The organism is Ralstonia nicotianae (genome assembly GCF_018243235.1).
Lineage (GTDB): Bacteria > Pseudomonadota > Gammaproteobacteria > Burkholderiales > Burkholderiaceae > Ralstonia > Ralstonia nicotianae.
Genome location: NZ_CP046674.1, coordinates 156691 through 170872, shown reverse-complemented (window position 1 = coordinate 170872; position 14182 = coordinate 156691). Strand labels below are relative to the sequence as shown.

General features: G+C 69.8%; 13 protein-coding genes. 5 read left to right on the top strand and 8 right to left on the bottom strand.

Going from position 1 to position 14182, the window contains the following annotated elements:
• Positions 1-119: 119 nt before the first annotated feature.
• The 3 genes from GO999_RS00740 to GO999_RS00730 all read right to left on the bottom strand — a co-directional run bounded on the left by GO999_RS00740 (position 120) and on the right by GO999_RS00730 (position 4712).
• Positions 120-2426: a primosomal protein N' gene (locus GO999_RS00740; RefSeq protein WP_211906463.1), complete on the bottom strand. Its 2307-nt coding sequence runs from the start codon at positions 2424-2426 to the stop codon at positions 120-122.
• A gap of 582 nt (positions 2427-3008) precedes the next feature.
• The gene (hemE, locus tag GO999_RS00735) at positions 3009-4103 is read right to left on the bottom strand and encodes a uroporphyrinogen decarboxylase (protein WP_011003187.1); all 1095 of its coding nucleotides are present in this window, start codon (positions 4101-4103) and stop codon (positions 3009-3011) included.
• Positions 4104-4244: 141 nt separating this feature from the next.
• The gene (locus tag GO999_RS00730) at positions 4245-4712 is read right to left on the bottom strand and encodes a cupin domain-containing protein (protein WP_011003188.1); all 468 of its coding nucleotides are present in this window, start codon (positions 4710-4712) and stop codon (positions 4245-4247) included.
• Between the two features lie 164 nt (positions 4713-4876).
• Between GO999_RS00730 and GO999_RS00725 the strand changes: the two genes are divergently transcribed.
• Positions 4877-5224: a GFA family protein gene (locus tag GO999_RS00725; RefSeq protein WP_011003189.1), complete on the top strand. Its 348-nt coding sequence runs from the start codon at positions 4877-4879 to the stop codon at positions 5222-5224.
• A 28-nt stretch (positions 5225-5252) separates the two neighbouring features.
• Complete coding sequence (locus tag GO999_RS00720; protein ID WP_019717224.1) at positions 5253-5633, top strand: hypothetical protein; 381 nt, start codon at positions 5253-5255, stop codon at positions 5631-5633.
• Here GO999_RS00720 and GO999_RS00715 read toward each other — a convergent pair.
• A complete protein-coding gene (locus tag GO999_RS00715; RefSeq protein WP_043876687.1) occupies positions 5630-7429 on the bottom strand; it encodes a methyl-accepting chemotaxis protein in 1800 nt (599 codons plus the stop codon). The two genes, GO999_RS00720 and GO999_RS00715, sit on opposite strands and share 4 nt — an antisense overlap.
• A gap of 259 nt (positions 7430-7688) precedes the next feature.
• Positions 7689-8573: a LysR family transcriptional regulator gene (locus tag GO999_RS00710; protein WP_028853832.1), complete on the bottom strand. Its 885-nt coding sequence runs from the start codon at positions 8571-8573 to the stop codon at positions 7689-7691.
• A gap of 109 nt (positions 8574-8682) precedes the next feature.
• Between GO999_RS00710 and gstA the strand changes: the two genes are divergently transcribed.
• The 3 genes from gstA to GO999_RS00695 all read left to right on the top strand — a co-directional run bounded on the left by gstA (position 8683) and on the right by GO999_RS00695 (position 10968).
• Complete coding sequence (gene gstA, locus GO999_RS00705) at positions 8683-9291, top strand: glutathione transferase GstA (RefSeq protein WP_016722371.1); 609 nt, start codon at positions 8683-8685, stop codon at positions 9289-9291.
• A gap of 253 nt (positions 9292-9544) precedes the next feature.
• A complete protein-coding gene (gene pstS / locus GO999_RS00700) occupies positions 9545-10606 on the top strand; it encodes a phosphate ABC transporter substrate-binding protein PstS (protein ID WP_211906462.1) in 1062 nt (353 codons plus the stop codon).
• Positions 10607-10770: 164 nt separating this feature from the next.
• Entirely contained in the window at positions 10771-10968 is a 198-nt protein-coding gene (locus GO999_RS00695) for a DUF3562 domain-containing protein (RefSeq protein ID WP_011003195.1), read from the top strand.
• A 4-nt stretch (positions 10969-10972) separates the two neighbouring features.
• On the opposite strand, the gene GO999_RS00690 is transcribed toward GO999_RS00695, so the two are convergent.
• The 3 genes from GO999_RS00690 to GO999_RS00680 are packed head-to-tail and all read right to left on the bottom strand — an operon-like array spanning position 10973 to position 13617.
• Positions 10973-11941 carry an alpha/beta hydrolase gene (locus GO999_RS00690; protein ID WP_019717227.1) on the bottom strand — a complete coding sequence of 323 codons (969 nt, stop codon included), beginning with the start codon at positions 11939-11941 and terminating at the stop codon, positions 10973-10975.
• Positions 11942-11997: 56 nt separating this feature from the next.
• Entirely contained in the window at positions 11998-12459 is a 462-nt protein-coding gene (locus GO999_RS00685; protein WP_011003197.1) for a CoA-binding protein, read from the bottom strand.
• Positions 12460-12474: 15 nt separating this feature from the next.
• Positions 12475-13617, bottom strand: coding sequence for an RsiV family protein (locus GO999_RS00680; RefSeq protein ID WP_019717228.1), 1143 nt, complete (start codon positions 13615-13617; stop codon positions 12475-12477).
• Positions 13618-14182: the final 565 nt, after the last annotated feature.

The window sequence follows — 14182 nt, the reverse complement described above, 5'->3', positions numbered from 1 at the left end:
AAACCGAACGGATCATACGCCCGGCCGCTCGCGGGGTGCAACTCAGTAGAACCCCTTGGTTCAGGGCATCGGATTTTTGGTGCAACCGCACATGACGCACCCCGCACCGGAAGTGGCGATCAGATCCGCAGCGGGTCGATCTCGAGCTGCCAGCGCACGCCCTTGACCGTCCGGCCGATGTCGCCAAACCCGTCGGTCCAGGTGGCCAGCAGCCGCTGCAGGGCGGCGCGCGAAGCGCTCTCAAGCAGCAGTTGGGCGCGTTCGCGGTTGGCCAGGCGCACCATGGTCATGGGCACCGGATCGTGCAGTTGCACCGGCAGGCCCTGGGCTTCGGCCACGGCCTGCCCGGCCGCGCGCGCGGCGCCGAGGAATTCCAGCGCGCGCGCCAACTCGCGGTGTTCGGCGGTCAGCAGCGCCTGGTAGGCGAACGGCGGCAGGCAGGCCTGCTTGCGCTCGCGCAGCAGCTGGCGCGCGAAGCCGGCGTAATCGTGCCGCACCAGCGCCAGCAGGGCGGGGGCATCCGGGTAGCGGGTCTGGATCAGCACTTCGCCCGCCAGCCCGGCGCGGCCGGCGCGCCCGGCCACCTGCATCAGCGAGGCGAACAGGTGCTCGCCGGCACGGAAGTCGTGGCTGAACAGGGACGCATCGGGCGCCACCACGCCCACCAGCGTCACGCGCTGGAAGTCATGCCCCTTGGCGACCATCTGCGTGCCGATCAGGATATCGACGGCCCCTTCGTGCACGGTGTCGAACAGCGCCTCGGCGCTGCCCTTGCGGCGGGTGGAGTCGGCGTCGATGCGCGCCACGCGCGCCTGCGGAAACAGCGCGCCGAGGGTCTCCTCGATGCGCTGCGTGCCGCGCCCCAGCGGCGCGATGTCGACGTTGCCGCAGTCCGGGCAATGGTGCGGGATGCGCGATTCGTAGCCGCAGTGGTGGCAGCGCAGCCGGTGCTCCGGCTTGTGCAGCACCAGATATGCCGAGCAGCGCGGGCAGCCCGACAACCAGCCGCAGGCGTCGCACGCCAGCACCGGCGCGTAGCCACGGCGGTTGAGGAACAGCAGGCTCTGCTCGCCGCGCGCCAGGCGCCCGGCAACGGCATCGAGCAGCGGCCTGGACAGCCCGTCGCGGATCTCCCGGCCCGCGCGGCGCTCCAGCGTCAGGTCGATCAGCGAGACGCGCGGCAGCACCGCATCGGCCTGCGCGCGCTGCGACAGCACCAGGCGCGCGGTGGTGCCCTGCTCGGCGCGCCACCAGGTCTCCAGCGACGGCGTGGCCGACCCGAGCACGACCGGGATGCCGCGCTGCTTGGCCCGCCACAGCGCCAGATCGCGCGCGGAATAGCGCAGGCCCTCTTGCTGCTTATAGGACGTGTCGTGCTCCTCGTCGACGAGGATCAGCGCGAGGTGCGGCAGCGAGGCCAGCATCGCCAGCCGCGTGCCGAGCACGATGCGCGCCTCGCCGCGATGCGCCGCCAGCCAGTTCAGCGCGCGCGGCTGCTCGGCCAGGCCGCTGTGCAGCGCGGCCAGCGGCACGCCGGGGAAGCGCGCCGCAATGCGCGCCTCCAGCTGCGGCGTCAGGTTGATCTCGGGCACCAGCATCAGCACCTGCGCGGCCGGATCGCGCGCGAGGGCATCGGCGATGGCGTGCAGGTAGACCTCGGTCTTACCGCTGCCGGTGACCCCGTACAGCAGGAACGGCGCGAAACCGCCGCCCGCCCCGGCCTGCGCGATGGCTTCGACGGCCGCGGCCTGCTCGGCATTGAGCGCCGGCGCGACGGACGCCGGCGGCAGATCGCGCGGCACCGGCAGCAACGGCCTGGGACGCAGTTCCGCCCCGACCCAGCCCACCGCGGCCCAATCGCGCAGCTTGGCCGTCGCCTGCCCGTGCAGCGCGACAGCGGCGCTGGCGGACAGTTCGCCGTCGCCCGTCAGCGCTTCGGCCAGGCGCATCGCCCCGGCCGCCCGCCGGGGGATGCTGTCGAGCAAGGCGGCGCGCGCCGGCTCGCGCATCACGTAGACGGTCTCGGTGGCGTGGCGGGCCAGGCTATCCCAGCTGCCGGGCGTACGCCACAACGGCGGCAGCGCCGGCAGCGTCACTTCACCCAGCGCCCGGTGGTAGTAGCCCGCGGCGAATTCGGCCAGCGCGCGCCATTCGGCATCCAGCGGCGGCACCCAGTCGAGCACGCGCTCGACATCGCGCAGGCGGTCTGCCGGCACCTCGGTGGTGCCGGCGGTCTCCACCACCAGCGCCACCACGCGCCGGCTGCCGAACGGCACCACCACCAGCTGGCCCGGCACGACCGGCTGCGCGCAGCGATAGTCGAATACGGCATCCAGCGGCGTATCGATCACCATCCGCGCAATGGCGCCCGCGCGCGCTGCCTGGGCAACGGCGGGCGGAGCGGCATCAACACGGGTAGCGGTCATGCGTGGGACAGGCGGTGAATTGCACAGGATTTGTTGCGAAGCAGCGGCGCCCAGCGCACCCGGAAAAGCGATCCGCCGGCCCCACCGCGAACGTGACGCCTGCACCGCGCCCCGCCCGAACCTCAAGTATCACTTGAGGTTTGTGGCTTGGCGCCCTGATCGGCGTCCGTTTTTTCCGGCTATCCACACAGGCTGTGGATAACTTTGTTGAAAAGTCGCCGGCAGCGCCCGCGAAGGCCGGAGGATCAAGCCTTTTTCTAGCTTGCCCGATTTCCGCGCACACAACTTTATCGTATAAAAATCAAACACTTATGCGACGAATACAGAAGCCGGCTCCTGCTGCGCCGCGAAAAATGCCAGCCGCGACAGCTTTGTGCATAAGTCAAGTCTTGACATCGGGGTTGCGCACAAAAAGGTGCGAAATATTTCGCTTGACAGGGTTTCCAGGCGCCGGCGCGCCGCGTACACGCGAGTGGCCGCTCACCGCGTCTGCACCAGAGTGGCGAACCGCCGCTCCGTTGCATCGGCCCGCTGCACCAAGGGCCGGCCATTCAAACGCTATCGCACCGCAACATTCCGTTGCTACGGCAAGCGGGTCCGCAGCGCGCGACTGAAGGTGTGCACTTCGTCCACCAGCACCGCCACCGACTCCGGCGGCGTGAACTGCGAGATGCCGTGACCGAGGTTGAACACATGGCCATCGCTGTCGCCGCCGGCGGCATAGTCCTCCAGCACCCGGCGCACCTGCGCGCGGATGGCATCCGGCTCGGCGAACAGCACGGTCGGGTCGAGGTTGCCCTGCAGCGCCACCCGGCCGCCGGTGCGCACGCGCGCCAGCTGCAGGTTGACCGTCCAGTCCACGCCCAGCGCATCGGCGCCGGTCTGGGCCATCGATTCGAGCCACAGCCCGCCGCCCTTGGTGAACAGGATCACCGGCACACGCTGGCCGTCCGCGCCGGCGCGCAGGCCTTCCACCACGCGCGCCATATAGGCCAGCGAAAACGTCTGGTAGATGCCGTCGGCCAGCGCGCCGCCCCAGGTGTCGAACACCATCACGGCCTGGGCGCCGGCGTCGATCTGCGCGTTCAGGTAGTCGATCACGGCGGCCGCGTTGATTTCCAGGATGCGGTGCATCAGGTCCGGGCGCGCGTAGAGCATCGACTTGACGGTGCGGAAGTCGTCCGAGCCGCCGCCTTCGACCATGTAGCAGGCCAGCGTCCACGGGCTGCCCGAGAAGCCGATCAGCGGCACGCGCTGGCGGCCGTCCTGCACCAGCGCGCGGCGGATTTCCGACACCGCATCGAAGACGTATTGCAGCGAGGCCATGTCGGGCACCGACAGCGCGGCCACGTCCGCCTCGGAGCGCACCGGTCGCGCGAAGCGCGGACCTTCGCCCTGCTCGAACGACAGCCCCAGGCCCATCGCATCGGGCACGGTCAGGATGTCGGAGAACAGGATGGCGGCATCCAGCGGATAGCGGTCCAGCGGCTGCAGCGTCACCTCGGTGGCATAGGCCGGCGACTTGGCCAGGCCCAGGAAGCTGCCGGCGCGCGCGCGCGTGGCGTTGTACTCGGGCAGGTAGCGGCCCGCCTGGCGCATCAGCCACAGCGGCGTGTATTCGGTGGGCTGGCGGCGCAGGGCACGCAGGAAGGTGTCGTTGGCGAGCGGTGCGGACATGGCGGCGGGATCGAAACGAAGGCCGCCATTGTACGGGATGGGGGATCGGCGGCCGGACGGCCACGCGCGCGCCGCGCCGCGCGGCTGCGCGCCGGAGTGCCCCGAACGCCGCCCGTGACGCACACGGCTCGCGCCATCCCCTCAGGGGACTTTCTGGGTATCCCCCGAGCGCTGCGGCGGCAGCTTGATCGCCATCGCCCTGAAGTCCGCGCTGGTCGCCAGCGTCCCGTGCACGACGCCGCGCGGGATCACGATCAGGTCGCCCGCGTGCACCTCGCGCGGCCCGTTGTCGAGCCACACGGTGGCGGTGCCGGCCATCACGTACTGGATCTCGTCGGAATAGGCATGCGTGTGCTTGACGACGGTGCCGGCCTGGATGCCCACGGTCCCGCTGGCGGTCGCCACCAGCCCCCTGGTGCGCAGCGTCCCCATGTCGGGCACGATGGGGCCGATGTCGGCGGCGGTCATGGCGCCCATGTCGATGATCTGCGGGGCGAGCGGCGGCGCGGCCGCCGGTGCCGAAGCCTGCGCCCATGCCCCCGGACACATTGCCGACGCGGCCACGACACCCGCGGCCCGCAGCCATCCCAGACAGCGCTTGCGATGCATGCTCCCCTCCTCCGTGGTCAGTGGTCATGGCCGCCATCCGGCGCGGCGCATCGGAGCCGATTGTCGCATCGCCACGCATGGCGGCAGACCTAGGGCGAATCCCGAGGCGCGGCGCACGATTCCGCCTATAGTGTCCGGGCACGACCTTCACCAGGAGCCCCGCCATGACGCACAAGGGAAGCTGCCACTGCGGACGCATCGCCTTCGAGGTCGACGGCGAGCCGGGCAGCGCGATGGCCTGCAACTGCTCGATCTGCCAGCGCAAGGGCTCGCTGCTGTGGTTCGTGCCGCGCGAGCACCTGCACCTGCTCACGCCGGACGAGAACGCCAGCACCTACACCTTCAACAAGCACGTGATCCGGCATCGCTTCTGCCCGGTGTGCGGCATGCACCCCTACGGCGAAGGCACCGGTGCCGACGGCAAGGCCATGGTGGCCATCAACATCCGCTGCCTGGAAGACATCGACCTGGCGGCGGTGCCGGTCACGCAGTTCGACGGACGATCACGCTGAGCCCGCCGGCGCTCCGCGCGGCACCACCATGCAAGTCGTCTTCCGTACGCCCTTCTTCCGGCCCATCGACGGCGAAGACCGCGAGACCAACCCCGGTGTCTACGGCAAAGCGCTGGCCCGCTGGCTGGCCGAGGCCCTCGCCGCGCGCGGCATCACCGCGCACGACGTGATCCCGGAAGACTTCGGCTGGGTGGTGATGGTCTCGCGCGACCCGTGCCTGCTGTGGTACGGCTGCGGCAACGTCGAGGGCAGCACGGACACCTGGGCGATCTTCCCGGTCGCGGAGCCGTCCGTGCTGCAGCGGCTGTTCCACCGCGTGGATGTCGACACGGAAGCCGGCCGCCTGGAGGTGCACCTGCGGGCGCTGGTGCCGACCATTCCGCAGGTGACCGACGTGGTCTGGCGCTAGCCCCCGCGCAGCCGGAACAGCCCAACCGTGCGCGCCAGCCCATGCGCCTGCTCGTTGAGCATCGACGAGGCAGCGGTCGATTGCTCCACCAGCGCGGCGTTCTGCTGCGTGGCCTGATCCATCTCGGCGACGCTGCGATCGATCTGGCTGATGCCCGCGCTCTGCTCGTGCATGGCGCCATCGATCTCGCCGATGATGCGGCTGACGCGCTGGATGCCTTCCACGATCTCGCGCATCGTCGCGCCAGCGGCATCGACGCGCTCGGCGCCGGCCTTGACGCTGGCTTCCGAGGCCTGGATGAGCGCCTTGATCTCGCGCGCGGCGGCGGCGCTGCGCTGCGCCAGCGTGCGCACCTCGCCGGCCACCACGGCAAAGCCGCGGCCGTTCTCGCCAGCGCGGGCGGCCTCCACCGCGGCGTTGAGCGCGAGGATGTTGGTCTGGAACGCAATGCTGTCGATCACGCCGATGATCTCGCTGATGCGCGACGACGACTGCGCGATCGCGTCCATCGTGCTGACCGCACCCGACACCACCTCGCCGCCGCGCACGGCCGCCTCGCTGGCCTCGCCCGCGAGGCGCGTGGCCTGCACTGCGGCCTCGGCGGAGTTCTTCACGCTGGTGGTCAGCTCGGTGAGTGCGGCCGAGGTTTCCTGCAGGTTGCTCGCCGACGTCTCCGTGCGCAGCGACAGGTCGCGGTTGCCCATCTCGATCTCGCCGGTGGCGGACTTCATGTTTTCGACGCTGGCGCGCACCTCCAGCAGCACCTCGCCGATCTTGTCGATGAAGGTGTTGAACGATGCGGAGATCTGCGCCACCTCATCGTTGCCGACCACCGGCAGCCGATGCGTCAGGTCGCCGCCGCCGGAGCCGATGGTGTCCATCGCATCGCGCACCTGCGACAGCCGGCGGAACGACTGCGCGGTGAAGAACGCCGCGATGCCTACCGCCGCCAGCGTCAGCAGCACCATCGCCACCCCCAGCGCGCGCGCCACGCTGCGCAGGCCGGCGGTGGCCTCAGCCTTGTCCAGCGCGATCACCAGATACCAGTCGGTGCCCTGCACCGCCTGCGCCTTGAGCAGCTTGGCGGCACCGGCCAGCTCCACTTCCAGCGGCGCGGTCGCCTTGGCCAGCGACGTCAGCGCATCCGGCGTCAGCGCGGCCGACACCTCCGTCACCGGCTTGAGCATCAGCTTGGCATCGGGATGCGCGATCACCTGGCCGTCGCGCGCCACCACGAAGGCCAGGCTCGACGGCGTCGGATGCACCGCCGCCACCACTTCGCGCACGCCGTCCAGCGGCACCGCGCCGCTCAGCGCGCCGGTCGCCGCGCCGTTGCGCATCAGCGGCGCGGCGAACGATACGTACGGCACGCCGGTCGACGCATCGCCGTAAGGCTTGGTGACGGTCGGCTTGCCGGCGGCGATGGCCGACTTGTACCAGGGGCGGGCGGTCGGATCGTAGTCCTTGGGCGTGCCGGCGCTGGTGGAGAAGAACGTCTTGTCGGTCCAGCCGACGGTGGTGATCGGGAAGCCATCGGCATCGCCCATGTGCTTGACCAGGCCATGCGGATCGCCGTACTCCACCGCCTCCGCCGTCGCCTTCACGGCCTGGGCCTTGGCTGTCACCCACTTGTCGATGGCCAGCGTGTTGCCGCTGGCGATGGCCGTCAGGTTCTGATCGATGGATGCCAGCGTGCTGGCGCGCACGATGGCGTACGTGGCGGCCCCCGACAGCGCGAGCGCACCGATCACGGTGGCCGAAGAGATGACGAGGATGCGGGTGCGGAGAGAGGACATCGTGATTCTTTTCTTTGAGGTTGGAGACGAATCAGACTGCGTACCGCGATGACGACACCGCACTCCGGCGACAGCCGGCCGGAATGCGCACGTGGAAAAAGCTACGGCAGGGGAGCGGGGAACTTGAGATGACTCACGCAATTGGCCCCCCACCCATGCGAGGGGCAGATGGCCTGGCCCAGCGTTGTTCGCATGCCCGGGCTCATCAAGTCAGCAAAGAACAGGGCACGACGGCGTGAATGCCATCGTGCCGCCCCGCTCACGGCAGCCGCAGCACCTGCGCCAGATGCCCATACACCGTCGCGATCCGCCGCAGGTGCCGCGACTCCGGATGCATCAGCAGCCATAGCTCAGTCTGGCCGGCATACAGCACACCGAGCAGCGGCACCAGGTCGCTACGCATGTCAGCCAGGAAAACCGGCAGGATGCCCACCCCCAGGCCCAACCCGACCATTTCCATCACCGTCTGAAGGCTGTTGACGCGGTACGCCGGCACCGCCTTGGGAACATGGCGCTTGCGCCAGACCACGGAAGGGTGATCGGGAATCGCGTCATCCACGCCGATCCACGGCGCGCGGCCGGCCTCCACGTCGGCGTAGTGCTGGAAGGCACTGCCCCTGCCCGCGTACAGCCCCACGCGGACCGGGCCGATCTGCTTGCCCACGAGATGCGGCGGCGGGCGCCGCGTGGCGCGCACGGCAATGTCGGCGTCGCGCCGGGTCAGGCTCGCCAGTTCGTTGCCGACGTGCAGGTCATAGACCAGGCCCGGATGCTGCGCATGCAGCGCCATGAGCGCGGGCGCGACCAGGCCATGCAGGATGGTGTCGGTGGTGGTGATGCGCACCGTGCCCGCGACCGGGTCCGGCGCCATGTTGGCCGCCGAGCGCGCCGCCTCCAGCGCCGCTTCCACCTGCTCCGCCCGCTCGGCCAGCGACTGCGCCAACTCGTTGGCCAGATACCCGGTGCGCGAGCGCGCGAACAGGGCCTGCCCCAGCCCGCGCTCGATCCGCTGCAGTGAGCGGAACACGGTGGAGGCGTCCACGCCCAGCCGCTCGCCCGCCGCCGCCAGCGTGCCGGTGCGCGCCATCGCCAGCACGACTTCCAGGTCGGCCGCGCTCAGCCGGTATTGCGTTTGCGCATGCATGGTTTTCTTTCATGCCTATTTCGTTGGCGTGAGCGCAATCCTACAGTGGCTTCACCGATGGCGCTGCCGCCGGCAGCCCCGGCTTTCCCCTCCATTCACGCCCACGATCATGAAGCTCTACTACGCTCCCGGTGCCTGCTCGCTCGCCGTCCACATCGCCCTGCGCGAGGTGGGCGTGCCGTTCGATCTCGCCGCCGTCGACCTGGCCCAGCACACCACGGCGGACGGCGGCGACTTCTACGCCGTTGCACCGCGCGGCTACGTACCGGTGCTCGAACTCGCCGATGGCTCCCGCCATACCGAAGGCGCGGCGCTGCTGCAGCACGTGGCCGACCTCGATCCGTCACAAGCGCTGATCGGCGCGCCGGGCTCGCCGCGCCGGCTGGCGGTCGTGCAATGGCTGACGTTCGTCAGCACCGAACTGCACAAGGTCTTCAGCCCGTGGCTGTGGCACAAGGAGACGGCGGAATCCACGCGCCAATGGGTCAAGGACAGGCTGGCCGCGCGCTTTGCCGAACTGGAAGCCCTGTTCGCCCGGCAACCCTGGCTCGCCGGCGACTACAGCGTGGCCGATGCCTATGCCTTCACCGTCATCAACTGGGCCAACCTGCTGGCACTGCCGCTGACGCCCTACCCGAACCTGAAGGCCTACCTGGAACGCGTGGCCGCACGGCCGAAGGTGCAGGAGGCGCTGCGGGCGGAGGGGCTGGCAAAGTAAGCACGGCGGCCAACGCGCCGTGCAATACGCTTGGGCACGCCGACCATCAGCGTGCCCGAGCGCCTCCGGCGAAGGCGATGTCACCCCGCACAAAAGAGGCGATCTCACCTCTTTTTACATTTAACGTTTGCGGAACGTCTTACAACACTCCGCCTTGCGGGAAACCCGACCCCACGCGCGCTGTCATCGGAGCCCCGTTACAATCCGGGGCTTCACTCCAGCCGCCGGCGCGTTTTCCGCAGGCAGTTTCCCCATGTTCAAGCACGCAGTCCTGGCCCTGGCGATGGTCGCCTCGGGCTTGCCCGTTCTCGCGCGGGCGGAAATCCTCGGCGCGGGATCGACCGCCGCGGCACCGGTCTACCGCATCTGGTCGGCGGGCTACGCCGCCGCCTCGGGCACGACGCTCAAGTACGACGCGGTGGGCTCGGGAGAGGGCCTCAAGCGCATCCGCGCGGGCACGGTGGATTTCGGCGCATCGGATGTGCCGCTGTCGTCGGCCGATGCGGCCAAGGCCGGGCTGGTGTGCGTGCCATCGGTGGTGACGGGGGCGGTCCCCTTCGTCAATCTGCCGGGCATGCCGCACGGCCAGTTGCGGCTCACGGGCGAGGTGCTGGCGCGCATCTTCCTCGGCAAGGTCGAGACCTGGGACGCGCCCGAACTGCACGCGCTCAATCCCGGCCTGGCGCTGCCCAGGCTGAAGATCCACCCCGTGGTGCGCGCCGACGGCTCGGGCACGACCTATCACTTCACCGACTACCTGAGCGCCGTCAGCGCAGACTGGAAAGCCGCCTACGGCACCAAGTCGACCCTCGCCTGGCCGGCCGACTTCACCGCCGCCAAGGGCAGCGGCGACGTGGTCAAGGCGGTACAGGCCACGCCCGGCGCCATCGGCTACGTCGACTACAACTACGTCCTCGACAACGACCTGAACGCGGTGCAGTTGCGCAATGCCACCGGCCATTTCGTCAGCGCCCAGGTCAGCGGCTTCCGCGATGCGGTGCTGCAGAGCGCCTGGAACCGCAAGGGCGACTTCACCGCGCCGCTCGTGAACCTGCCCGGCCCCGACACCTGGCCGATCACCATGGGCACCTTCATCATCGTGCCGGCCGTGAGCGCCAACGGCGCGCGCACGCTGGACGCGCTCAAGTTCCTGACCTGGGGCTACTTCCACGGTGACGAGCTGGCCGCCCGCGCCAAGTTCGTGCCGCTGCCCGAGCGCGTCCAGGCGATCGCGTACCGGGAACTGGCGCGCGTGACCGATACCGCCGGCACCACCATCGGACTGCAGAGCATGCCCGCGAACTGGGCCAAATAGGACGTGGCGCCTGATGCACTTCCGGCGCGGCAACCGCACCGGTTTGATGCAGCGCAGGATGATTTGCAACAGCGCTAGACAGTTCCGACACGTTTCCTATAGTGGTCACGCGCCGCGCATCCGACGCCGCGCGCCACCGCCATTGCAAGCACGGGGAAGCTGTCATGGGCACCGCCATATCCGACCAGAACGAGCAGATCGACAAGATCGTGCAGGACACCGGCGCACCGGCCGATCTCGTCCGCCAGACCTATCTGGAAACGATGCGCACGCTCGCCTCCGAGGCCCGCGTACACGATTACCTCTCGCTGTTCGTCACACGCCGCGTGCTGGCGAGGTTCCGGGTACGCCCTCCGCACTGACGCATCAGCCGGCGGCATCCCCCCCGATCATTCCCACGAAAGCGTGCGCCGCACGGCGCATCCATTCGCGTGCCCGCTCCGCTTCGGGCTGCAGGCGCGCAAAGCCGTGGGTCATGCCCGAAGCCTCGATCGTGACGACTTGGGCACCGTGCTGCACCAGGTGGTCGGCGTAGGCCAGGCCATCGTCGCGCAGCACGTCGTGCGCGGCCACGATCACCACCGTGTCGGGCGGCAGGTGAGCGGGCGGATCGGCCATCAGGAAGAGGCGCGCATCCTGCTCGGCCAGCGGCCGATCGAGCGCCGCCTCGCCGATGAACTGCGCCCAGTACCAGCGCATTTCGTCGCGCGTCAGGCCCGGGCCCTGCGCAAAGGCGCTGTAGCTCTCGCTGCCGAAGGCCGGCATGGTAGCGGGACAGACCAGCAGCTGCGCCGTCACGAGGCCCGGCCGCACCCTGTCGTGCACCGCTTGCGCGGCCTGCGCCGCCAGATGCCCGCCCGCGCTGTCCCCGCCCACGGCCAGGAAATCCGGATCGAGCGACAGATGCAACCGCTGCTCCGCCAGGTAAGCCAGCGCATCGCGCGCATCGTCGGTGGGCGCCGGAAACGGATGCTCAGGCGCGAGGCGATAGTCGACGCTGATCACCGCGCAGCCGGTATCGGCCGCCAGCAGCGCGCACATCAGGCGGTGCGTGGTGCGCGCGGCCCCCACCATCCAGCCTTCGCCATGGAACCACACCAGCAGGCGCGGACGCTGCACGCTGCGCGGCCGGAACATCACCGCATCGAGCGTGCGGCCCGGCAGCGGCAGGGTCAGGTCCGACGCCTCGATCCCCTCGGGATCCGGCCGCGCCAAGACCTCGGCGACGGCCGCGAAGCGTGCGCGCCGGGCCAGCGCGTCGGCCGGCAGCGGCAAGGCGCCGAACCGTTCGGCAAGGCGTTGGTGGAACTGCAGGATCTGGGGATCGACGGCCATGGCGGGGATAGACGTTGCGCAGAGCGCCGAAGTGTAGCGCGGGACGCCGCGCGCGCTCAGCCCCGCTCGCCGAGACCGAGGCGCCAGTGCTCGATCTTGGTACAGCGGTCCTGCACGGCTGGAATGCCCGCCGCGCGCGCCACCGCCATCGCCTCATCGTTGACGATGCCCAGCTGCACCCAGATGCCGCCCACGCCCAGGGCCGCCGCTTCACGCACCACCGGCAGCACGTGTTCGGCGCGGCGGAAGATGTCGACCAGGTCGATGCGCCGCCCGGCGGCGGCCAGCGTGGTGGCGGCCTCGGCGAGCGTCGCGAAGCACGGCTCGCCGAGCACATCCTCGCCCGCGTGCTGCGGGTTCACGGGCACGATCCGGTAGCCGGCCTGCTGCAGATAGCGCGCCACGTCGTAGCTGGGCCGCGTCGGCCGCGGCGACAGCCCGACCACGGCGATGGTCTTGCCGGACAGCAGCCGGCGCATGAGCGTCTGCTCGTCGACGTAGGAAGGATTGGCGGACATGGATGACGTTCGGTTTCAGGCGGACGGACGCCGGCACGCGGCACCGAGATCGTCGATGCGCACCGCCGCGCGGAACGCACCCCACGCATACGGCCCGACCTCGTACGGGCCGTAGTGCACGACGATGCGGTCTCCCTGCAGGGTAAACGGAAACGTGGCACTGCGCAGATCCTTCTCCTTCAGGATGCCGCGCACGGCATCGGGTGCGCCCTCGCGCCTGAGCGCATTGACCACCTGCGTGTTGAAGCTCTGCAGGCATGCGGCGCTCGGGTTCAGCACATCGGCCAGCGTGATCGGCTGGAAGCCCTGTGGCCCGCGCCGCCAGTTGCCCGCCGTGAAGCCGTAGTTGCCGTGCGCGCCGCCGCTGTAGGCCCACACCATGCGCAGCAGGCTGACGGTCTCGCCCAGTCCCACCATGCTGATCTGGATCACGCATTCGATGTCGTCGGCGTCGCAGCGGCCGATGCGCAGGGATTGCACCAGCGCGTCCACCGCCGCGTCGCCGGTCACGGGATAGCGTTCGGTCATCCGGGCCGGGCCGGACGTGCCGCTCACCTCCAGGTAGCGGGCGGCGCGCTTGAGGGTGAAGGGCTGGGCGCGGCCGCCGTCGCTCCATGTGCCGGCGGCGGTCGCGCCGTCGGCGGAGACCGTGCCGGACAGCGTACCGCCCTCGCGGGTGACGGGCTGGCCGTCGCTGTCGAGGCCATCCGCACGCTCGCGCCACACGAAGCGCCGGTCGGGCGCGTTGCGGCCCTCGAGGCTCCACAGCGCGCGGCCCTGCGGACGGTCGTCGTACGCCTCGCCGGTGAGGGTATCGGCGATGGGGTCCTTGTCCTGTACCTGCGCCTTGGGACCGGGCTCGTAGACGCTGAGCCAGACATTCCAGCCCGGGCTGTCGCCGCCCTTGCCGACCGCACCCTGCCAGAACGTGCCGGCATGACGCTCGCGCCCCTCGCGGGATTTTGCAAGGGCGGCCGTTGGCGCGGATGCAACGGGCGCAGCGGAGGCCGGCGCACTCGCCGACGCGGCAGGCGGCGCCGACGCCGCTTCCGACGCGGCATGGGCGGTGCCGGCGTCCCACATGATCACCATCAACGTAACAAAAACGCCGGCTGCGGCCGACAACTGCGCGCTCCCGCGCACGGCATGCCCGCGCATGCATCCTCCTCGCTCACCAAACACCCAGACTAGGACATCGTTCCCGGATCCGCCTGCGCACAGGCGACAGCAGCCATGCGACAGATCAATGGGACTCCGCGCGTGATGCGGGCGTTCCCCGAGCGCTTTCTTCAAGCGGTTTTGCCATCACACGGAGGGCGTTTTACAGCGCTTGCATTCGATTGCAATCCGACACATTTTGTTACGCCCCGGGGGGGCCCTTGTCACCCACAATGCCTTCGCACCCGACGTGTTTGTGTCCAATTGTTGTGCGCTGTCGCGGCCAGATCGGCTCGCCAGGCGACGGCCTCCAGACATCGACGCACGGCGCTGTGCGCAGGTTACCCCTCCCTTTCGAATTGACCCCTCGAAGGGATTTCCCGTCCGCGCGGCGCTCCCCGGCCCGCGCGTTTTTTTTCGTCCGCGCGCACTGCCGCGGTTCGTCAGCACCAGCCCTTCTCCAGCCCTCCCCGACGCCCGTACGCCGCATCGCGACGAAACACGCGCTTACAAAAGCACGTCCCCCTACCGTCCGCCGCTGCGTTTAATAAAGGCATCCGGACGA